19 protein-coding genes are annotated in these 19,997 nt (G+C 59.4%); 13 read left to right on the top strand and 6 right to left on the bottom strand.

Annotated features, from left to right (window positions below; all coding sequences use genetic code 11):
- The first annotated feature begins 31 nt into the window (after positions 1–31).
- From AC2FD8_RS09685 to AC2FD8_RS09670, 4 genes are all read left to right on the top strand, one after another.
- Positions 32–631: a nucleotidyltransferase family protein gene (locus AC2FD8_RS09685; protein ID WP_496855697.1), complete on the top strand. Its 600-nt coding sequence runs from the start codon at positions 32–34 to the stop codon at positions 629–631.
- Between the two features lie 738 nt (positions 632–1,369).
- Positions 1,370–2,806, top strand: a complete 1,437-nt coding sequence (locus AC2FD8_RS09680) for a DegQ family serine endoprotease (RefSeq protein WP_496855696.1) — start codon at positions 1,370–1,372, stop codon at positions 2,804–2,806.
- A 180-nt stretch (positions 2,807–2,986) separates the two neighbouring features.
- Positions 2,987–3,667 carry a response regulator transcription factor gene (locus AC2FD8_RS09675; RefSeq protein ID WP_170376721.1) on the top strand — a complete coding sequence of 227 codons (681 nt, stop codon included), beginning with the start codon at positions 2,987–2,989 and terminating at the stop codon, positions 3,665–3,667.
- A 49-nt stretch (positions 3,668–3,716) separates the two neighbouring features.
- Entirely contained in the window at positions 3,717–5,024 is a 1,308-nt protein-coding gene (locus AC2FD8_RS09670; protein ID WP_496855695.1) for a sensor histidine kinase, read from the top strand.
- Here the strand turns inward: AC2FD8_RS09670 and AC2FD8_RS09665 are convergent.
- Genes AC2FD8_RS09665 through AC2FD8_RS09655 form a run of 3 tightly spaced genes read right to left on the bottom strand, consistent with a single transcriptional unit; the run spans position 5,021 to position 7,755 of the window.
- Entirely contained in the window at positions 5,021–5,488 is a 468-nt protein-coding gene (locus AC2FD8_RS09665; RefSeq protein WP_496855694.1) for a CYTH domain-containing protein, read from the bottom strand. The two genes, AC2FD8_RS09670 and AC2FD8_RS09665, sit on opposite strands and share 4 nt — an antisense overlap.
- The gene (locus tag AC2FD8_RS09660; RefSeq protein WP_496855693.1) at positions 5,485–6,240 is read right to left on the bottom strand and encodes a ParA family protein; all 756 of its coding nucleotides are present in this window, start codon (positions 6,238–6,240) and stop codon (positions 5,485–5,487) included. Before AC2FD8_RS09660 ends, AC2FD8_RS09665 begins: the two co-directional genes overlap by 4 nt.
- A 3-nt stretch (positions 6,241–6,243) precedes the next feature.
- Positions 6,244–7,755, bottom strand: coding sequence for a CHAD domain-containing protein (locus tag AC2FD8_RS09655; RefSeq protein ID WP_496855692.1), 1,512 nt, complete (start codon positions 7,753–7,755; stop codon positions 6,244–6,246).
- Positions 7,756–7,886: 131 nt separating this feature from the next.
- Here AC2FD8_RS09655 and AC2FD8_RS09650 point away from each other — a divergent pair, with 131 nt between their 5' ends.
- A complete protein-coding gene (locus AC2FD8_RS09650; protein ID WP_496855691.1) occupies positions 7,887–8,234 on the top strand; it encodes a TfoX/Sxy family protein in 348 nt (115 codons plus the stop codon).
- 56 nt (positions 8,235–8,290) lie between these two features.
- On the opposite strand, the gene ndk is transcribed toward AC2FD8_RS09650, so the two are convergent.
- On the bottom strand, positions 8,291–8,713 hold the full coding sequence (gene ndk / locus AC2FD8_RS09645; RefSeq protein ID WP_298386414.1) for a nucleoside-diphosphate kinase: 423 nt from the start codon (positions 8,711–8,713) through the stop codon (positions 8,291–8,293).
- A 103-nt stretch (positions 8,714–8,816) separates the two neighbouring features.
- A complete protein-coding gene (locus AC2FD8_RS09640) occupies positions 8,817–10,019 on the bottom strand; it encodes a multidrug effflux MFS transporter (RefSeq protein ID WP_496855690.1) in 1,203 nt (400 codons plus the stop codon).
- A gap of 109 nt (positions 10,020–10,128) precedes the next feature.
- Here AC2FD8_RS09640 and AC2FD8_RS09635 point away from each other — a divergent pair, with 109 nt between their 5' ends.
- The 6 genes from AC2FD8_RS09635 to AC2FD8_RS09610 all read left to right on the top strand — a co-directional run bounded on the left by AC2FD8_RS09635 (position 10,129) and on the right by AC2FD8_RS09610 (position 15,838).
- Entirely contained in the window at positions 10,129–11,982 is a 1,854-nt protein-coding gene (locus AC2FD8_RS09635) for an ABC-F family ATP-binding cassette domain-containing protein (protein WP_496855689.1), read from the top strand.
- Positions 11,979–12,599: a MarC family protein gene (locus AC2FD8_RS09630; RefSeq protein WP_496855688.1), complete on the top strand. Its 621-nt coding sequence runs from the start codon at positions 11,979–11,981 to the stop codon at positions 12,597–12,599. The genes AC2FD8_RS09635 and AC2FD8_RS09630 overlap by 4 nt, the downstream gene beginning before the upstream one ends.
- 39 nt (positions 12,600–12,638) lie before the next feature.
- Positions 12,639–13,220 carry a retropepsin-like aspartic protease family protein gene (locus AC2FD8_RS09625; protein WP_496855687.1) on the top strand — a complete coding sequence of 194 codons (582 nt, stop codon included), beginning with the start codon at positions 12,639–12,641 and terminating at the stop codon, positions 13,218–13,220.
- A 48-nt stretch (positions 13,221–13,268) separates the two neighbouring features.
- Positions 13,269–13,880, top strand: coding sequence for an ImuA family protein (locus AC2FD8_RS09620; protein ID WP_496855686.1), 612 nt, complete (start codon positions 13,269–13,271; stop codon positions 13,878–13,880).
- A 60-nt stretch (positions 13,881–13,940) separates the two neighbouring features.
- Positions 13,941–14,534, top strand: a complete 594-nt coding sequence (locus tag AC2FD8_RS09615) for a YceI family protein (RefSeq protein WP_496855685.1) — start codon at positions 13,941–13,943, stop codon at positions 14,532–14,534.
- A gap of 83 nt (positions 14,535–14,617) precedes the next feature.
- On the top strand, positions 14,618–15,838 hold the full coding sequence (locus tag AC2FD8_RS09610) for an MFS transporter (RefSeq protein ID WP_496855684.1): 1,221 nt from the start codon (positions 14,618–14,620) through the stop codon (positions 15,836–15,838).
- A gap of 25 nt (positions 15,839–15,863) precedes the next feature.
- On the opposite strand, the gene AC2FD8_RS09605 is transcribed toward AC2FD8_RS09610, so the two are convergent.
- Entirely contained in the window at positions 15,864–16,598 is a 735-nt protein-coding gene (locus AC2FD8_RS09605; protein WP_496855683.1) for an OB-fold-containig protein, read from the bottom strand.
- A 254-nt stretch (positions 16,599–16,852) separates the two neighbouring features.
- Between AC2FD8_RS09605 and metG the strand changes: the two genes are divergently transcribed.
- Together metG and AC2FD8_RS09595 are read left to right on the top strand one after the other, a co-directional pair.
- Positions 16,853–18,571: a methionine--tRNA ligase gene (metG, locus tag AC2FD8_RS09600; protein ID WP_496855682.1), complete on the top strand. Its 1,719-nt coding sequence runs from the start codon at positions 16,853–16,855 to the stop codon at positions 18,569–18,571.
- Between the two features lie 245 nt (positions 18,572–18,816).
- Positions 18,817–19,995 carry an efflux RND transporter periplasmic adaptor subunit gene (locus AC2FD8_RS09595; protein WP_496855681.1) on the top strand — a complete coding sequence of 393 codons (1,179 nt, stop codon included), beginning with the start codon at positions 18,817–18,819 and terminating at the stop codon, positions 19,993–19,995.
- The last annotated feature ends 2 nt before the right edge of the window (positions 19,996–19,997 follow it).

The raw sequence follows: 19,997 nt of genomic DNA, 5'->3' as shown, positions 1-19,997 counted from the left end.
CATCGCAGCAACCGGACGGCATGTTGTCCCTATGACGGACATACCCATCATACTGCTTGCAGCAGGACAATCGCGGCGCATGCGTGGTGCAGATAAGCTACTGCAGGTGGTTGATGGCGCGACCCTATTGCGGCGATCTGCCATGACAGCCCTGCGCGTGGGGCCGGTGATCGTTGCCCTGCCCCCACGCCCTCATGCGCGCTATGATGCGCTGGACGGTCTGGATGTGCAAAAAGCGCCGATCGCGGACGCCGCAGAAGGCATGAACGCCAGCCTGCGCGGTGCGTTGGCCCGGGTGGATGATGCTGCCCCGGCTGTCATGGTGCTTCTGGCGGATCTACCCGAGTTGACGGCAAGGGACCTACAAGCGGTAAAGAACGCCCGACACACCAATCCCGACTATCTGATCTGGCGCGGGGCCACATCATCGGGCAAACCCGGCCATCCCGTGATCTTTGGTCGCCAGCTTTTTCCAGAGCTTCGGAAACTGACCGGAGATCAAGGCGCCCAATCCGTCATTCGCGCGCGCAAGGACGAGGTTCACCTGACACGTCTTCCCGGCGACAATGCCTTGTTTGATCTCGACACACCCGAGGCATGGGCAGAATGGTTCGAAAAACGAAGGTCGTAAAAGAACACGACCCGGTCGAAAAAGACCGGGTCGTGTGCCCAAAACAGGACTACCACTTTCAGCAATCAATAAAGCTAGACCAAATCACCTATATCGGTGGTCAGGCATACAGCAGCTAAAACCTAAACAAGACCCCCTCGTTAACATGCCACTAGCGCTTTAAGACCGAGCAAGCCGTGGGCACCCCCTAGTGCCTTTGGCTCCCCCTCACTTGGGCAATGCTATATTTGCTGATCCAATCCTTCGAAACAATGTAAAATTGGAAGAAACGGTTAATTTGAGAAGTCTCAGTTTGGTTTTTTAGCAACAACCCGACGGGTCGAGCTCAACCTTAAGAGGTTTGTTTTTGAGCGTGACGTTGAAAAAAACCCCGTTAGGTGCAGTCTAGTTAGACAATAGGCATGCAATTACAGAAAAATTTTCTACATCACTCTGATACTGGTCAATGGACTTCTACCCTAGGTAGAATTCTAAAAAGCAGCGTCAAACGACCCGCCTTTTGTCCATCATCCTTATTCAATTCAACCTAATTCAAAGTTTGACAGCCAGATCAGCAACAATCCTCCGATTCGCAGTACGTCCTCGAAAGCGAATCTTGGAATCTCGACGACACAAAACATGTGCTTTGCGGCAAAATTAAGTTTTCTTAACTCCTCAATCAGGAAAGACACAGATTGAGAGGTCATCTGCTGTTTCAACGCGCGCCTCAATTCGTGCGACGTGAACAGGAGACAAGAAATGAGCATCCGTAAATCCTCACTATTATTGCCACGCAAATCCAGTTGGGTTGGCGCCAGTGCGCTCGGCGCAGCCCTGCTGGCCACGACCGCCCTGCCCTCGATGGCCGATGAAGCACTGGCCGATCTGGTCGAGACGGTTTCACCTTCGGTCGTGACCATCATTGCCGAACAGGACGCGGTCGCGAGGCCTGCTCGGGGTCAGGACTTCGACTTGGAAACCCATCCCTTTGGTGAGTTCTTCAAAAGGTTCGGAGCGCCCGAAGGCTTCGACATGCCGCAGCGTGGTCCGGCCCAGGGTCTGGGATCCGGTTTTGTACTGGATGCCGAGGGCTACATCGTCACCAACCATCACGTGGTTGACAATGCCTCGACCATCACCGTCCGTCTGAGCGACGACCGCTCCTATGACGCCGAAGTCGTCGGCACCGATCCGTTGACCGATATCGCCGTCCTGAAGATCGAGCCAGAGGCCGAGCTGCAAGCCGTGACTCTGGGTGACAGCGACGTGATCCGCGTCGGCGAAGACGTCGTGGCCATCGGCAACCCCTTCGGTCTGAGTTCCACCGTCACCACCGGTATCGTGTCCGCAAAAGGGCGCAATATTTCGCAAGGGCCCTATGCCGAATTCATCCAGACCGATGCTGCCATCAACAAGGGCAATTCCGGTGGCCCGCTGTTCAACATGGAAGGCGAGGTCATCGGCGTGAACTCAGCCATTTACTCGCCTAGCGGCGGTTCGGTCGGATTGGGTTTCGCGGTTACCTCTAACATCGTGGATCACATCACAGCCGATCTGCGCGATGACGGAGAGATCAGCCGTGGTTGGCTGGGTGTTTCGATCCAGAATGTTAGCCCCGAGCTGGCGGCTGCATTGGGCATCGACGCTTCAACCGGCGCGCTGGTGTCGGATGTCGTGACCGACAGCCCGGCAGATGGTGTGTTGCAGCAGGGCGATGTGATCCTGAGCTTCAACAATGAACCGGTGGACAACAGCAGCGACCTTCCGATCCTTGTGGGCACCACCAAGGTGGGCACCGACAGCGTTCTGACCGTCCTGCGGGATGGCACCGAACAGCAGCTGGAGCTGACCATCGGCCAACACCAGACTGCATCCGCCCAGACCGACGCGCCCGTCGAGGCCGAGGTCTCGGGCACATCGCTGGGCGTTACCGTTGCCCCTCTGACCGAGGCCGCACGTGCTGAAATGGGTGTTGGCGAAGGGATCGACGGGGTTGTCGTGACCGATCTGAAGCCCGACAGCCCTGCTGCCAAAGCCGGTCTGCAGCGGGGCGATGTGATCGTCAAGCTGGGCAGCCAGGAAACCGCATCACCGGATGCCCTCAAGGCGGCGCTGGACAGCGAGAAGACGGACCCTGCCCTCGTGCTGATCAACCGCGGTGGTAACCAGATTTTCGTAGCGGTTGAAATCGTCTGACCTTAAGCCCGCGCGCGCCACATGATGGGGAGATCTGGTGCGCGCCTCCCGGCGGATTGGTTTGTCCGCAATTCGCCGGGCGTGCCGGGTGCGCAAACACGCACCCGGCTCGTGTTTTCCTCGGGCCATGTGCTTTGGCAAAAAATTGTGTTTAAATTCGAATAGAAAGGAGCCTCCCTCATGAGCAGACGCCTGCTGATCGTCGAAGATGACGCAGATACACGGGACTTCATCGCGAAAGGATTCAGCGAAGAAGGCTATGTGGTTGAGGTTGCCGCAGATGGCCGCGAAGGGCTGTATCACGCCACTGACGGAGGTTTTGACGCTATTGTTCTGGACCGGATGCTGCCCGGGTTGGATGGCCTGTCCCTGATCAAGTCCATGCGTGCAGCGGGACTGAAGACGCCGGTTCTGATGCTAACCGCCATGAGCGCCGTTGATGAACGCGTCAAAGGGCTTCGTTCGGGCGCGGATGATTATCTGGTCAAGCCGTTCTCGTTCCAGGAACTTCATGCGCGGATCGAGGCGCTGCTGCGCCGCCCACAGGATGCCGAAGAAACACCGACCCTGACCTGCAAGGACCTTGAGATGGACTTGCTGACCCGCAAGGTTACGCGTGACGGGCACGAGATCTCACTGACCCCGCGCGAGTTCCAGATCCTAGAGTTCTTCCTGCGTCGCAAGAACCGTGTGGTGTCACGGACCATGCTGCTCGAGGGCGTCTGGGACTATCACTTCGACCCGAACACAAACGTCGTGGACGTCCATATCTCGAAGCTGCGGCGTCAGTTGGACGAAGGCGGAGATGTGCCGCTGATTGAAACCGTCCGGGGCGCGGGTTACATGATGTCTGATGGATAACCTTCGGCTTTCGATAAATAATTCCAGAACAAGACTTGTCGTCGCCAGCATGGTTCTCAGCACCATTCTGACGGCGACGGTGCTGGCTTTGGTCTATGTGACGGCCAATCGCAGCATCGAATCCGAGACACGCTCGGTCGTCTCGGCAGAGCTTACCGGGCTTGCCGATGAATATGAGCGGCGCGGTCTCATTGGCCTTATCACCGCCATCGAACGCCGCCTGCCCAGTGCCTCGGAACGCGACGCGCTTTACCTTTTGACCGACCGGTTCGGCAACAAACTGGCGGGCAACCTCAAGCAATGGCCCGAGGCCATCACGGCAGGCAGTGGTTGGGTCGATCTTGAGGTCCGCCGCGCCGACAATGATGAGCTGGTGCCCGTCTCAGCCGCCTCAATCCGCCTGCCCGGCGGCGAGCGCCTTATTGTCGGCCGTGATGCCGTTGCCCGTCAGCAGTTCGATCGCGTCTTGCTGCGCTCGGTCGCGCTGGCGCTTGGGATAGCCCTGCTCCTCAGCCTGTTGACCGGATGGCTGTTCACGCGGCTGGTGTTTTCGCGCCTGTCCGACATCGCCAGCACGGCAGAGAATATCGTTTCGGGTGATCTGTCCCGCCGGATGCCCGTGCGCGGCACCGGAGATGAGTTCGATCAGGTCGCCGGGACCTTGAACACCATGCTCGACCGGATTGAAGAGCTGATCAGCAACCTGCGCACGACCTCGAACTCGATCGCGCATGACCTGCGATCGCCCCTTTCCCGGTTGAAACAAAGGGTTGAGGCGCTGTCCGACCCGGACAAAAGCGATCTGGACCGCGAGGTCGACATCGCTCGGGCCACCACCGAGGTGGATCATGTCTTGCGTGTGCTGGGGCAGTTGACCGAAATCTCACGCGCCGAGGCCGGGCTGGGGCGCGAACAGTTTGAGGATGTCGATCTGCACCAACTGGTTGCGGATGTCGTGGACCTGTATGAACCGGTTGCGGCGGATCAGAATGTTCGGCTTGAGGTTTCAGGTCAGGCCAGCCCCATTCAAGGCCACCGCCCCCTGCTGTCGCAAGCTTTGTCCAACCTTCTGGACAACGCGTTGCGTTATGCGCCAGGGGACTCGACCATCACCGTATCCCTTGCAGAGGACACCGCCAGCACCCGCATCAGCGTGCGGGATGAAGGGCCCGGCGTTCCGGAACAGGATCTGCCTCGCCTGCAAAAGCCCTTCGTCACGCTCGACCCTGCCCGGACTGAGCGCAATGCCGGGCTGGGCCTAGCCTTGGTGGCTGCAATCTCACGGATGCATGGCGGCGCGTTTGAGGCGTACAACTGCGATCCCGGCCTCGAAACCACGCTTAAATTGGCGCGCTAGACCGGGCGGCCGTTGATCGCCATGGTCTTGTTTTTATAGCGCTTGTCTTCGGTCACATCCGCACCGAACCACGCAGGCGGCGTGTAGCCTTTCGCGTCTTGCTCCGAGGTGAATTCGACCTCAACCAGACAAAGCGGCGCCAGATCGCCTTCGAACACGTCCAATTCAAACACATGCCCATCCGGCAGCGTGCCTGTGTATCGCACCTTCTCAACCCGCCGCCCTTCAGTCTCGGGCCAGAAGGTTTCGAACTGATCGGCTGAAATCTCGGCCTCCCGCTCGACCCGGACCAGACCGCCCGCGCCTTTGAGGGTCAGGAAATAGTCGTCATTCTTCTGCCGCAGTCGCATCTCCACCGAGTCCTCACTGGCCGTCAGATAACCCTGCCGCACCACGGCCTTTTTGGTTGCACCCAGATCGGGCAGTTCAGCGACCAGAAATTTGCGTTCGATTTCAATGCTCATTTGGATGCAACCACCCCGTTCTCCAATTCATCATAGAGCGCCTGATAGGCAGCGCTGGCGGCACTGCGCGCAGCATAGGTGCCGACTGGCGCGCGGTGCTGGCCCATTTTCTCGATATCCGCAGTGAAGGGAATCGAGGTCCGCAGAAACCGTTTTCGGTATAGCCCCCGCATCTTCTCCATCGTGTCCTGATGCAAAATCTTGCGCTTCTGCACCATCGAGAAAAACGCCCTCAGCTTCTTTTTCCGTAACTTGTGTTCGTCGAAAAAGCCGACCAGCTGATCGAAGGTACGTTCAGACAGCGTCGTCGGGATCACCGGCACGACGATCTCATCAGCGGCGCGGAAAATGTTCTCGGACAAGGTCGAAAAGTTCGGTGGGCAATCCAGAATGATCACGTCATAGTCGCTGCCTGCCGCGACCAGAGCCTTCTTCAAACGCGAGCGCTTGTTGCGCATCCTGGACAGGAACACGTCGAAATCACGAAATGTCAGGTTCGCGGGCAAAACATCCAGCCCTTCGAAGTCGCTGGCCCGGATAGCCTTGGTAAACCGTTCAACATCCTCAAAAAAACGCGCGTCTGTCAGTTTTTTCGACGGCTTGACCCGGAAATAGAACCCCGAAGCCCCCTGTGGATCCAGATCGCACAACAGCACCTGGTGACCCGCCTGCGCGTAGGCATAGGCAAGGTTCACCGAAGTCGCGGTCTTCCCGACCCCGCCCTTGTTGCTGTAGCAGGCTATGATTTTCATCCCTCACTCCTTTGCGTGGTGAAACAGGCTGCGGAACAGATGCCGGATCTCCGGGCTGTCGAAATGCTGAAAGTTGAAGATCACACGCGCGCGCTCGGCCTTTTGGCGTTGATCCAGCACCGCGATCAGCCCGCCGGCTGCCAAACCAAGCTGCGCGTCCACGCGGCCCTGGGCGGTGCTTTGGTCTGAGACAAACATCAGTAACGCCTCTTGCTGGACCGAGTAGTCGTTGAACAAGCCCAGATTATCCTGCAGCCTTTTCAGAGGCTTGAGGATCGTTTTGAAATCCTTTGCGTCGAACAGCGGCCCGAAGAACTCCATCAGATAGCGCAGTTTCTTGCAGTCGATCCGCAGGTCATGAACGATTTGATCCGGCGTTTCTTCCGTGATGCTGCGGGCGAGTTTGCAGGTCTTGCGATAGCGTTTCCAGATCAATGCGCAGGCATAGCTATAGGCACCGCGTTCCGCGCTTGGCCCCGGCAACAGGGTTTCGGGGCTTGAAAACTTCTTCGCCAGATCGCTCATTGCAGTTTCATAGGTCGCGCTGCGTAAATGGCGGGACAGACGGGACAGTTCTCTGGCGCGCTCTTGTTCGAACTGGTCGAACATGGCCCGCACACCAACATGAAGATTTTCTGGTACAAGACTGAGATACATATCTTTTTCAAGAAGATAGACATCCAGATCCCGCAAGCGCCCGGTTGGGGCCATCAGGTCCGAAAAGACCCGTTTCAACTCTGCCGTCTGCTGGTCCGGGAACACCCCTTTGAACAGGCTTATGACCGAGCGGATGCGCCGTAAGGACACCCGGTAATCATGCAGAAATTCGGTATCAATATCCGCCACTATGCCTGCTTCGTTCTGACGCGCGACGTTCAGATAGGTCCGGATCAGATCGGTCGCGACCTCCAATGAGGGTTCTTGCGTGCCAAGCGCGATTTTAGGCTTGGCGCGGTAGCGCAAGCTGTCCGGGAACAACGCGTCGAACAGAGCGTCAATATCGCACGAGGCCATCCCCCCTAGCATCTCACTAACAGCGTCAAAAGCGCGATCATAGCCGCGCAGTTTTTGCAGCCAGACAAGCGCCGCCTGCCCGCGATCCGTTTGCAGCGACAGGACATGCCCCCGAACCTGCGTCTTTTGCAGATCATCAAGTACCGCGAGCATGCCTTCCTCAACTTCGCCCGCGCCAATCTGCATCAGGGCGCGTAGTGTGGGAAAGCCGCTTAGCGCTGCCTTCACTGGGCCGTCAGGCAGGTTCTGTACGAATTGCCCCTTGCCTTTGGTTCGCTGCTCGGACACCTGCCCCTGCATCGAGACAAGCCGTAATTCCCCCCTGCCTTCGAGCAGCACCCGGCCAGAGCTGCGCAGCGACTGATCGTGGCAATCAAGCAAAACGACTGGCGCGGTGGTGCCCATCTGGATATCGACCGTGTGATTGGGCAAAGCGCGCTCTAGCGTGGCCTGATCAAGCCCGCGGGGAAGGATGAAGAACCCGTTTGTTCCCTGCAACACGTCTTTCCCCCGCCCGTTCCGTCTACACAGGGTCATGAGACTGTGAATCGCGCCCTACATCAAGAACAAGATCAACCAAACCGGGCATTTGTGCGGGTGACAGGCCAAAACCGTCCGGCTAAAACCAAGGCATGTCTGATCCGGTCTCCTCCATTCGCAACCTCGGCCCCGCCTTCGAACAGGCCTGCACTCGTGCGGGCATCCATTCGGCGCAGGAGCTGCGCGAGCTGGGTGCCGACGCCGCCTATGCCAAGCTGTTGGAAGCAGGCACAAGACCGCATTTCATCGGCTACTATGTGCTGGTGATGGGGCTGCAGGGCCGCCCTTGGAACGACTGCAAGGGCGAGGAGAAAAAGGCGTTAAGACAACGGTTTGACACGATCAAATCCGGCACCAAGGCGGCCCCCGAAAGCCAAATAGTCTCGGATCTGGATGCCATCGGGGTACGGGTTGCAGCCCACGACCTAAAGCAGATCTGAAACAAAAAAGGCCGCCCCCAGCAGGAGCGGCCCAATCTGTTCACCAAAGTGGCGGCTTAGCCGACCAGTTCGATGCCCGAGAAGAAGTAGGCGATTTCAACCGCTGCGGTTTCCGGAGCGTCCGAACCGTGGACCGAGTTTTCGCCAACCGATTCAGCGAATTCAGCGCGGATGGTGCCGGCTGCTGCGTCTGCAGGGTTGGTTGCGCCCATGACTTCGCGGTTCTTTGCAATGGCGCCTTCGCCTTCCAGAACCTGAACAACAACCGGAGCCGACGACATGAATTCGCACAGTTCGTCATAGAACGGGCGCTCGGCATGCACTTCGTAGAATTTGCCAGCTTGCTCTTTTGTCATGTGGATGCGCTTCTGCGCAACGACGCGCAGGCCCGCGTCTTCGAACTTGGCGTTGATTTTGCCAGTCAGGTTGCGGCGGGTTGCATCGGGTTTGATGATCGAGAATGTGCGTTCCAGTGCCATGTCGGCCTCTCCTTACAATGTGGCGCTGGATGTGCGCCGAAATCCATCGCGCGCCGGGTAGCACGGTCTTGCGAATAAGAAAAGCGTTATGATGGTTTATGCCTCAGATCGCCTTGGGAAGCGGGTCGATCCGATCCAGCCTGCGGACGTAAAGCACTGCGAGAAGGCCGATAAAACTGCTGCCACTCATCATGCTCAGAACCAGATAGGGGCCGTTCTCGGGGCTGACAAAAGCGCCGGTCATCGAGGTCAAGATCGCGCCCAAAGCCACGACGATCGCGCCGGACAGCCCCGCTGCGCTGCCAGCCAGCTTAGGTCGCACCGACATCACCCCCGCTGAGGCATTGGCATTGGTCAAACCATTCCCGAACCCCACACAAACAGCCGAGCCGAAAAACACCCAGACCGATCCCAAATCTGCCGAAAACAATGACAATCCAACAAGCGGTCCAACTGAGGCCACGATCCGGCCCGCCAGAATCATTGTCGTCAACTGTGTGTGCCTGGCGATACGCCCAGTGATGAAATTCCCGACCATAAAGCCACCGGTGATGATCCCGATGCCCAGGCCCAGCATTGCCGGGCTCAGGTCAAACCACGCCGCTGCGACAAGGGGCGCGCCGGTGATGAAACTGAAGAACCCTCCGATCGAGAAGGCAGCGCACAGCGCATACCCCCAAAACCGGCGGGCGCGAAAAAGGTGAGGGTATTCGCGCAACTGTGCTGCGAAGGTTGCAGATCGGTTGGTGTTGGTCTCTCCCATATCCAACCAGAGCAGCGCGAACATGCCTACCGCGAACACGGTGTACAGGACGAAACCCGCCCGCCAGCCGAACAGCATGTCCAAAGCACCGCCCAACATTGGGCCCAACATAGGGGCCAGCGCCATTGCCATCGCCACATAGCCCAGTTTGCTGGCAGCCTCGTTCGGGGCGTACCGATCGCGGATCGAGGCGCTGGACAAGACAGGTCCCGCCACCACTGCAGCTTGCAGCATGCGAAACCCGAGAAAGACCCAGATCGTCTCGGCCAGGACACATCCCAACGACGCGACCGCGAAAATTCCCATTCCGATCAGCAAGATCGGCCGACGGCCAAACCGATCCGACAGCGGGCCCAGGATCAGTTGCAAACAGGCAGAGACCGCGAGGTACCCGGCGACAGAAAAGTTCACCAGCCCGTAATCGACCTGAAAATCCTCGGCCATCCGGGCCAGCGATGGCAGGAACATGTTTAACGACAGCACCGACAGGGCCGTCGCAAAGATCAATGTCACAAGGGATGGGGGCGTCTGAGCCGCGCGCATGGGTCAATGAACCGTCTGGAATCCAACCCGATCAGCGCTAACACATCGCCTCGCGGTTGAACATGCTTAGCCGCTGGCGGCGGCATCACGGCTCTGCTAAGAGCGCGTCATGCTACGGATCGAAGACATCACTTACGCTGTTGAGGGCCGCCCTCTGTTCGACGGGGCCAGCGCAACCATCCCAGATGGCCACAAGGTTGGCCTTGTGGGTCGCAATGGCACCGGCAAAACCACCCTGTTCCGCCTGATCCGAGGCGAGCTGGCGCTGGAATCGGGCAATCTCTCGATCCCGAAACGCGCCCGGATTGGTGGCGTGGCGCAAGAGGTGCCCTCATCCGATGTGTCGCTGATCAATACCGTTCTGGCTGCCGATATCGAGCGCAGCGCACTGATGGCCGAGGCTGAAATCGCGGAAGACCCCGCCCGCATTGCCGATATCCAGACCCGACTGGCCGATATCGACGCCTGGTCGGCCGAGGCACGCGCGGCCTCGATCCTCAAAGGTCTGGGCTTTGATGACGACGACCAGCTGCGCCCCTGCTCGGATTTCTCGGGCGGTTGGCGGATGCGTGTGGCGCTGGCAGCGGTGCTGTTTTCGCAGCCCGATCTGCTGCTGCTGGACGAACCGACCAACTATCTTGACCTCGAAGGTGCGCTGTGGCTGGAGAGCTATCTAGCGAAGTATCCGCATACGGTCATCATCATCAGCCACGACCGCGGGCTTTTGAACCGGGCCGTGGGGTCGATCCTGCATCTGGAGGATCGCAAGCTCACCTATTACGCAGTGCCCTACGACAAATTCGCCGAGCGCCGTGCCGAACGTCTGGCGCAAGCGGAATCCGAGAATGCCAAGGCCAAAGCCCGTATCGCGCATCTGCAAAGCTTTGTAGATCGCTTCCGCGCCAAGGCGTCCAAGGCCGTGCAAGCCCAGTCGCGCCTGAAGATGATTGAACGCATCCAGCTCGTCTCAACCCCGCAAGAGGCCGCTTTGCGCGCGTTTTCCTTCCCCGAGCCCGAGGAACTGTCCCCTCCGATCATCCATCTTGAGGGCGGTGTGACCGGCTATGGCGAGACCGAGGTTCTGCGCCGTCTGAACCTGCGCATTGATCAGGACGACCGGATCGCGCTGCTGGGCAAGAACGGTCAGGGTAAATCGACCCTGTCCAAACTGCTGTCCGATCGCCTTCCCCTGATGGCGGGGAAGATGACCCGTAGCAACAAGTTGCGGATCGGGTATTTCGCGCAGCATCAGGTGGATGAGCTGTATGTGGATGAAACCCCTCTGGACCACTTGCGCCGCCTGCGCCCGGATGAGGCACCAGGCAAATGGCGCTCGCGTCTTGCCGGGTTTGGCCTGAACGCCGATCAGGCCGAGACAGAGGTTGGGCGCTTGTCTGGTGGGCAAAAAGCCCGTCTATCGCTATTGCTGGCCACCATCGACGCGCCTCATATGCTGATCCTCGACGAACCAACCAACCACCTCGACATCGAAAGCCGCGAGGCACTGGTTGAGGCGCTGACCGCCTATTCCGGAGCCGTGGTTCTGGTCAGCCACGATATGCACCTGCTGTCGATGGTGGCCGACCGGTTGTGGCTGGTCTCGGACGGGACGGTCAAGCCGTTCGACGACGACCTCGAGGCCTATCGCGCAATGCTGCTTGCCCGGGACAAACCGGTGAAAGCAAAGCCGCAGGTTGCGAAGCCTAAGCGCCCCTCACGCGAGGCGATGCTGGCCCTGCGCGCCGATCTGCGCAAATGCGAGGACCGGATCGAAAAGCTTACAGATATGCATGAGAAACTCTCGGCCAAGCTGGCGGATCCGGCGCTGTACGAGGATGACAGGATCAACGATCTGGAAACCTGGAACCGCAAATTCGCCGAGGTCTCGGAAGCCATGCAAAAAGCCGAGACCCTATGGGTGGCCGCAGCGGAACGCCTAGAACAAGCCGAGAATGCCGCATGATGGATCTTGCCTTTTTCATTACCGCTTTCACCACCTTGTTCGTGGTGATCGACCCGTTTGGCACCACGCCGATATTCGTGGCGCTGACACAGGACATGGATGCGAAGACTCGGCGCAAAACAGCCATTCGTAGCTGTCTGACCGCCGTCTTCATCCTGATCGCCTTTGCCGCTTTTGGCGAGGCTGTGCTTGGCTTTGTGGGAATATCAATGCCGGCCTTCCGCGTGGCGGGCGGGGCCCTGCTGTTCCTGACCGCGCTGGACATGCTGTTCGACCGCCGCACCAAACGCCGCGAAGACCGGGCCGAGGAAGAGGAACATCCCGACCCGTCCGTGTTCCCTCTGGCCATTCCGCTGATCGCGGGTCCGGGATCGATCGCGACGATCATCCTGCTGGCCGGTCAGCATCCCGGCGTGCTGGGCATTGTCGAGGCTTGCATCGTCATGTTGGCGGTGATGTCTGTTGTCCTGATCTTCTTTCTGGCTGGCGGCTTGATTGCGCGCATTCTGGGCAAGACCGGGCTGAACGTCCTGACCCGGCTGTTGGGTATGTTGCTGGCGGCTTTGTCGGTTCAGTTCATTCTGGATGGCCTCAAGGCCTTTGGATTTGCGTCCTGACCCCCCATATATTGCTGTGTAGCGAGTAAGGATTTCGGCATGGACACCGACAATGTAATGCGTTTGGTCTATCTCAGCGTGCTGGGCACAGCCGTTGTGTTCTGGTTTCTGGCACAGAACCGCCAATCGCTGAACAAAACCCTGCAGCAGGTCATGGCCTGGGTGTTCATTTTCGTGGGCGTCCTGGCCGTGGTTGGCCTGTGGGAAGATATTCGCACAACTGTTGGCCCTGCTCCGCAGATGACGGTGACGGGTGAGTCGATCGAGGTGCCCCGCTCAGCCGACGGGCATTACTATTTGCCGGTTCAGGTGAACGGAGAGCCGATCACCTTTCTGGTCGATACCGGAGCCAGCCAGATTGTTCTCAGCGACAAGGACGCCAGACGCGCGGGGATTGACCCGAACCAGCTGAACTATTTTGGCCGCGCCCTGACCGCCAATGGCGAGGTCCGGACCGCTCCGGTGCGGCTGGACACGCTGACGGTGGGGCCCATCACGGACCAGAACGTCTCGGCCTGGATCAACGAGGGGGAGTTGCACCAGTCGCTTCTGGGCATGGACTACCTGCACCGTTTTTCGAACATCCAGTTCACTGACGGGCGTATGATCCTGTCGCGCTAGGCCCGTGTGATGCTTGAGAACAAAATGCGAACATGATATGAATTACTCATGTCTGTTCAGCTTCTTGGTCAAAAGCCCGCGCGCGCCGCGCCGGGGGTTACGCTACAGGATGGGATCACCCTGCAACTGGGTCGCGTGCATGAAGGCTGCGGCCCCGCGCGGCGCAGCTTTGCCATGTGGTTGGCCGGTCAGATGCAGGGGCCGGTCCTGTGGATTTCCCCTGCGTGGGAGCCCGGCCAGCTGAACCCAGACGGGATGATGCCCTTTGCCGATCCCGCCCGGTTCATCTTTGTCCGTCCCACCCGCGCCGAGGACCTGCTGTGGTGCATGGAGGAAGCGCTGCGCAGCGGGGCCATCCCGCTGATCGTCGGGGATCTGCCCGGCGCGCCGGGGTTGACGCCCGTGCGCCGGATGCATCTGGCCGCCGAACAGGGCGGCACCATGGGACGGGCGCCGCTGGGCCTGCTGCTGACGCCCGGAGACGGGGGCGCGCAAGGGATCGAGACCCGCTGGCACATGGCCGCAGCGCATCAGGGCGAGGCCCGCCGCTGGACCCTGACCCGTCGCCGCGCCCGCGCGCTGCCTCCGGTCAGTTGGACCGCCACGCAGATCAAACCGCGCGCCGGGTTGCAGCTTGAACAGATCGCCGCTTTGGACTGAACCCGCACGATCACGCAATCTTTTGTTGGTCCAAGAGGCCACGCGCCCTAGCGTCCGGTCATGAGATATTTGACCCGACGCGCCGCTCTTGCGGGGCTGATGACCCTACCCTTCGGCCAAACGCTGCACGCAGCGCTCAGCCCCTATGCTCTGTCGCAAAGTGGCACCAAGGTTGGCTTCAGCTTCAATCTGTCCGGCGTTGCGCAAAGTGGTACCATGCCGATCCGGACAGCGGATGTTCAGGTTGATACAACCCGCCTACAGAACAGCCGGGTTCAGGTGGCATTGGACGTGAGCAAAGCCAAAACCCGCCTGCCCTTCGCACGCGCGCCGATGCTCAGCCCCAGTGTTCTGGACGCCGAAAGCCATCCGACCATCACCTTTGTCTCGACCGGGATCGAGCTTGGGCAGGATGGGCGCATCTCGGACGGGGCCCGTATCACCGGGGACCTGACTGTTCGGGGAGTAACGCGTCCGATCACATTGCAAGCCAGCCTCTACCGGCCGCCGGGCACAGCGGCGAATGATCTGGATCGATTGTCGATTGGTCTGAAGGGGGCGTTGAATCGGCACGACTTTGGTGCCTCGGGCTATCCCGATCTGGTGAATGAGACCGTCACACTGGACATTCACGCCGAAATCAGCCGCCTCTGACCAAAGGCGAAAGTTCAAAAACGACTCATTGACGTCGAATAGCTGCGCGCATTGTCTGAAAGCCACGCCAAGGTGGACCCATCATGCGCACGATCATTTCCTTTGCCGCCCTATTCCTTTCGGTCATTCTGCTGCAACTTTCGACCGGCGGCGTTGGGCCGCTCGATGCCATTTCCGGCATCACGCTGAATTTCACGACCGAGCAAATCGGTTTGCTGGGCTCGGCGCATTTCATCGGTTTCTTTGTCGGCTGCTGGTGGGCACCGCGCCTGATGGGCAGCGTCGGGCATTCCCGCGCCTTTGCCGTCTGCACCGCATTGGGCGCGATGGGCCTGATTGGCCATACCCTGACCGAAAACCCCTATATCTGGGCGTTCCTCAGGATCGCATCCGGCACCTGTGTTGCCGGGTGCTACACGGTGATCGAGGCCTGGCTCAACGCAAAGGTCACGAATGAGACCCGCGGGCGCGCCATGGGCACCTATCGCATCGCCGATATGGGTGCATCGCTGTGTGCGCAGTTGATCATCGCGGTGCTGCCGCCTGCCTCTTACGTCTCGTACAATCTGCTGGCGATCCTGTGCTGCGCCTCCTTGCTGCCGCTGACCCTGACACGCGCCAGCCAACCCGCAACCCCAGACGCGCCGCGACTGCGCCCCAAACTGGCCTGGCGCAGCTCTCCTCTGGCGGTTGCCGGAGTGATCGTTGCGGCGCTTAGCTCTGCCTCATTCCGCATGGTCGGCCCCGTCTACGGGCAAGAGGTCGGGCTGGGCATAGATCAGATCGCCTTCTTCCTCGCCTCATTTGTTCTGGGCGGCGCGATGGCGCAGTACCCGATGGGATGGCTTGCGGACAAATACGACCGACGCTGGGTATTGATCTGGCTGTCTGCCGCCGCAGTGTTGAGTTGTGGGATAACCATGATGGCCAGCGACACAGGGACTCTGGGCGTGATGCTGGCGGCATGGGTGTTCGGGTTCACCACCTTCCCGATCTTCTCGGTTTCTTCCGCCCATGCCAACGACTTTGCCACAACCGAACAGCGGGTCGAGCTGTCTGCAGCCCTGATGTTCTGGTACGCGCTGGGCGCGATTGCCTCGCCCTACGTCTCTTCCACGCTGATCGAGAAATTTGGCCCGGGCGCGCTGTTTGCTTTTGTCGCTGTTGGTCATTTGGGTCTGATTGTCTTTGGTCTGGCCCGGATGCGGTCGCGCCCAACGCCAGCGGCGCGGACGAACTATGTCTATGCCCCCAGAACATCCTTCACGATTGGGCGTTTGCTGAAACGCTCGCGGGAAGATTAGAGCCTCGGCACGGATCGCTCTGGCGCTATGGTCCCACCGATTGGAAGTCAGACCTGTCGGACAGTCCGACCAGAACCAAGCGGTCCTGAAGCCTGTCACGCAGAACAAGGACGTCTGTGCCCTGCTCAAGCGTGTCGCTGTCTTGCAACGGCTCTGCCTGTACGTAATGTGCATTGCCGAATCGATCCATGACACGCACCTCGGCCGGTCGTCCGCGCGATGCGGCCCCTTGGGTCACCACCCCGCTGCGCCGCGCCAGCTCGCGCTTGGACAGCTCGTCTGATCCGGCTTTCGGCAACAGCCGCGCAACGGCCGGGCCAAATCTGCGCGCAAACCTAAGGCCGAAAGCACCCGCCGGGATGGTCGCCAACCCAACAGGCAAATCAGAGCCCAACAGATCGCCCAGGATCACCTGCACGCCAATTCCCGACACAGCAAAACCGGCCAGCAAAGTAACCAGCCAGATCATGACCGGCACGTCGCCAATCCCAAGCCGCGCGAGTGTTCCTGCGGCAGAGGCCTCGGGCGCCTCGGCCTCGATCTCGGCCAGTTCCAACGCGCCCAGGTCAATGCCAGCGTCGAGTTCGAGACCAAATTCCGCAATATTTGGAGAAGGTGCATTCAGGTCGGCGACACCGTCGCTGGCAAGAAGACTTCCACCGAAAAGCGCGGTGACAAACTCAGCCACCAACAGGCCGAACAAAAGCGCCAGCGCCATCGTGAAGGGCGTGAACGCGCTTTGAAGAAGAAAATAGAACATAACAACACACCATGAAATCGAAGTTCATTTGCATCAGATAGGCGCAGAACGTCGTGCTTAAAAATCAAAAGGCCGCAATTAATTCGGCATTCGAATGGTAGCGCCCGCCCCCGCCCGGATACAATCCGAAAACCCCACGAGGCGCTTTTTTTCACCGCAATCATGGTTTTCGTGTCATCCATGCCAAACCCGGCCTTTTGCTGACGGGTCACATAAGGTAGACGGGCGCGCAGACAGTTACGTGGAAACGCAAAATGGCCCGGATTCTCATCACCTCGGCGATCCCCTATATCAACGGGATCAAACACCTCGGCAACCTGATCGGCTCGCAATTGCCTGCTGACCTGTACGCCCGTTATCAGCGCGGCCGGGGGAATGAGGTGATGTTCCTGTGCGCGACCGATGAACACGGCACCCCGGCGGAACTGGCCGCAGCCAAGGCGGGTAAACCCGTCGCAGAGTATTGCGCCGACATGTATGCGGTGCAGGCCGATATCGCCAAACGCTTTGGCCTGAGTTTCGATCACTTTGGGCGGTCCTCCAGCGAGCAGAACCGCCACCTGACGCAGCATTTCGCTGGCAAGCTGGAAGAGGCCGGGCTGATCCGTGAGGTCAGCGAAAAACAGGTTTATTCCAATGCCGACGGGCGGTTCCTGCCCGACCGCTATATCGAAGGCACCTGCCCGAATTGCGGCTACGACCGTGCGCGTGGTGATCAGTGCGAGAACTGCACCAAGCAGCTGGACCCGACCGATCTGATCGAGCCGCGCAGCGCGATCAGTGGCTCGACTGATCTTGAGGTACGCGAGACCAAACACCTGTACCTGCGCCAGTCGGCGATGAAAGATCAGTTGGATGCGTGGATTGACAGCAAGACAGACTGGCCGATCCTGACCACATCCATTGCCAAGAAGTGGCTGCATGACGGTGACGGCCTGCAGGATCGTGGCATCACCCGCGATCTGGACTGGGGTGTTCCGGTCAAGAAAGGCGATCAGGACTGGCCGGGGATGGAGGGCAAAGTCTTCTATGTCTGGTTCGACGCGCCGATCGAATACATCGCCTGCGCCAAGGAATGGGCCGATGCCAATGGCAAGACGGATGCGGATTGGGAGCGCTGGTGGCGCACCGACAAAGGTGCGGACGATGTGCGCTACGTGCAGTTCATGGGCAAGGACAATGTCCCCTTCCACACGCTGTCTTTCCCGGCCACCATTCTGGGCTCGGGCGAGCCGTGGAAGATGGTCGATCACCTGAAGTCCTTCAACTATCTGAACTATGACGGCGGCCAGTTCTCGACCTCGCAGGGCCGAGGCGTGTTCATGGATCAGGCGCTGGCCCTTCTGCCCGCCGACTACTGGCGCTGGTGGCTGCTGAGCCACGCGCCGGAAAGCAGCGACAGCGAGTTCACTTGGGAAAACTTCCAGCAATCGGTAAACAAGGACCTTGCCGACGTGCTGGGCAACTTCGTCAGCCGGATCACCAAGTTCTGCCGCTCGAAGTTCGGCGAAGCCGTGCCCGAAGGCGGTGCATTCGGTGCGCGCGAACAAGAGCTGATCGCCGACATCACCCGCCGCGTCCGCGCCTACGAAGGTCACATGCAGGCCATGGAAGTCCGAAAATCCGCGCAAGAGCTGCGGGCGATCTGGGTGGCCGGCAACGAATATCTGCAATCGGCAGCCCCCTGGTCAACCTTCAAGGAAGACCCCGAGCAGGCAGCAGCACAAGTGCGGCTTGGCCTCAACCTGATCCGCCTTTATGCGGTTCTGAGCGCGCCGTTCATCCCTGACGCCTCGGCCAAAATGCTGAGCGCGATGAACACGCTGGATACAAGCTGGCCCGAAGATGTCGAGGCCGCGTTGAACGCCCTGCCCGCAGGTCACGCATTTTCGGTCCCTGATGTCCTTTTCGCCAAGATCGCTGATGAAGACCGCGAAGAGTGGCAGGCAAAATTTGCGGGTACGCGCGACTGACACACACCGCGTGGAAGCTTGAAACGGGGGCCTCTGCGGCCCCCTTTTTTTTGCACCCATCGACCCGCATATGTCTTGTAAACTGCCCTGTCTGCACGGGATTTTCACAACTGGTCGATCATCCCAAACCCTCAATAACCTTGAGATATCTTTTCAAAACGGCCATCCTGCCCATAAGTTCTGCCGACTCGTCGTTTTTCACGCGTCGTATTGGCTCAGTTTTTGAAATAAATGAGGCTTTTGACATGTCCGTCGCCCTGAAGCAGCCCCGCAACCGATCTCGTGGTGCTGTCACCGCTTTGTGCCGCCCTCTGATCGTTTTGTCATGCATCGGTTTTGGCCATCCGGCACTGGCGCAGGATGAAAATGAGGCTCCGGCGGCGAAAGTGTCGATCGCTGCAGCCTACACCGAAGAAATCACGGACGAGGCAACCTTCATCGGTCGTGCAGAGGCTATCGACAAGGTGGACATCGTCGCGCGCGTCAACGGGTTTCTTGAAAGTCAGGAAGTCGAAGATGGCGCACTGGTGACCGAAGGCGATCTGCTGTTCAAGATCGAACCGGACCTATATCAGGCGACGCTTGAGGCCCGCAACGCCGATCTTGACCGTGCCGAGGCCAATCTGGAGCTGGCCAAGGTCGATCTGGCGCGAAAAGAAGAGCTCTTTAAACGCGATGCGACGCCGGAATCGGAACGCGACATCGCGCGCGCAACCGAACTGGTCGCCGAGGCCGAAGTCAAAGCCGCAAACGCCGCCATTCAGCAGGCAGAACTGGACCTGAGCTATACCGAAATACACGCGCCCTTCAGCGGGCGTCTCGGTCGTATTGCCACCAGTGTCGGTGATGTGGTCGGCCCCACCAACGCGGCATTGGTCAATCTGGTCAGCGAAGCACCGATCTACGTGAATTTTTCCTTGAACGAGAAACAGTTCACCTCGGTTCTTCAAGAGATCGGCGAAAGTGCGGCGTCTCTGGCGGAAAGCGACAAAAGCCCCAATGTCCATGTCACGCTTCCGAATGGCACCAAGCTGGACGAAACCGGAGAGATCATTTTTGTCGACAATCGCATCGACCCTTTGACCGGGGCCATTACAGTGCGGGCCCAGTTCGACAATGCAGATCGCCTGATCATCGACGGTGCATTCCTGAATGTGCAGATCGAGGCGCTGGAGCCGACCCTGCAGGTCCTGGTCCCTCAGGCTGCGCTGCAGCGTGACCAGCGCGGCGAGTTCGTGCTGGTCGTCAACGACCAGCAAATGGTCGAACAGCGCTATATCACGACAGGCGATTCCGTCGGCACGGCCATCATCGTCTCGGACGGTCTGCGCGAAGGTGAAAGCGTGATTGTCGAGGGCTTGCAAAGGGTGCGACCCGGCGTGGCGGTCGACGCGGTTGTCGCGTCCGAGCAGCCGGGAGAATAAGG

The sequence above is a fragment of the Ruegeria sp. YTSC192 genome, assembly GCF_059609705.1.
This window is presented reverse-complemented; position numbering and strand designations above follow the sequence as displayed.

Excerpts from the sequence above, each read along its gene's own strand:
- AC2FD8_RS09685 (WP_496855697.1), top strand. The coding sequence starts at position 32 with ATGACGGACATACCCATCATACTGCTTGCAGCAGGACAATCGCGGCGC.
- AC2FD8_RS09680 (WP_496855696.1), top strand. The coding sequence starts at position 1,370 with ATGAGCATCCGTAAATCCTCACTATTATTGCCACGCAAATCCAGTTGG.
- AC2FD8_RS09675 (WP_170376721.1), top strand. The coding sequence starts at position 2,987 with ATGAGCAGACGCCTGCTGATCGTCGAAGATGACGCAGATACACGGGAC.
- AC2FD8_RS09670 (WP_496855695.1), top strand. The coding sequence starts at position 3,717 with ATGGTTCTCAGCACCATTCTGACGGCGACGGTGCTGGCTTTGGTCTAT.
- AC2FD8_RS09665 (WP_496855694.1), bottom strand. The coding sequence starts at position 5,488 with ATGAGCATTGAAATCGAACGCAAATTTCTGGTCGCTGAACTGCCCGAT.
- AC2FD8_RS09660 (WP_496855693.1), bottom strand. The coding sequence starts at position 6,240 with ATGAAAATCATAGCCTGCTACAGCAACAAGGGCGGGGTCGGGAAGACC.
- AC2FD8_RS09650 (WP_496855691.1), top strand. The coding sequence starts at position 7,887 with ATGTCTGATCCGGTCTCCTCCATTCGCAACCTCGGCCCCGCCTTCGAA.
- ndk (WP_298386414.1), bottom strand. The coding sequence starts at position 8,713 with ATGGCACTGGAACGCACATTCTCGATCATCAAACCCGATGCAACCCGC.
- AC2FD8_RS09640 (WP_496855690.1), bottom strand. The coding sequence starts at position 10,019 with ATGCGCGCGGCTCAGACGCCCCCATCCCTTGTGACATTGATCTTTGCG.
- AC2FD8_RS09635 (WP_496855689.1), top strand. The coding sequence starts at position 10,129 with ATGCTACGGATCGAAGACATCACTTACGCTGTTGAGGGCCGCCCTCTG.
- AC2FD8_RS09630 (WP_496855688.1), top strand. The coding sequence starts at position 11,979 with ATGATGGATCTTGCCTTTTTCATTACCGCTTTCACCACCTTGTTCGTG.
- AC2FD8_RS09625 (WP_496855687.1), top strand. The coding sequence starts at position 12,639 with ATGGACACCGACAATGTAATGCGTTTGGTCTATCTCAGCGTGCTGGGC.
- AC2FD8_RS09620 (WP_496855686.1), top strand. The coding sequence starts at position 13,269 with ATGTCTGTTCAGCTTCTTGGTCAAAAGCCCGCGCGCGCCGCGCCGGGG.
- AC2FD8_RS09615 (WP_496855685.1), top strand. The coding sequence starts at position 13,941 with ATGAGATATTTGACCCGACGCGCCGCTCTTGCGGGGCTGATGACCCTA.
- AC2FD8_RS09610 (WP_496855684.1), top strand. The coding sequence starts at position 14,618 with ATGCGCACGATCATTTCCTTTGCCGCCCTATTCCTTTCGGTCATTCTG.
- AC2FD8_RS09605 (WP_496855683.1), bottom strand. The coding sequence starts at position 16,598 with ATGTTCTATTTTCTTCTTCAAAGCGCGTTCACGCCCTTCACGATGGCG.
- metG (WP_496855682.1), top strand. The coding sequence starts at position 16,853 with ATGGCCCGGATTCTCATCACCTCGGCGATCCCCTATATCAACGGGATC.
- AC2FD8_RS09595 (WP_496855681.1), top strand. The coding sequence starts at position 18,817 with ATGTCCGTCGCCCTGAAGCAGCCCCGCAACCGATCTCGTGGTGCTGTC.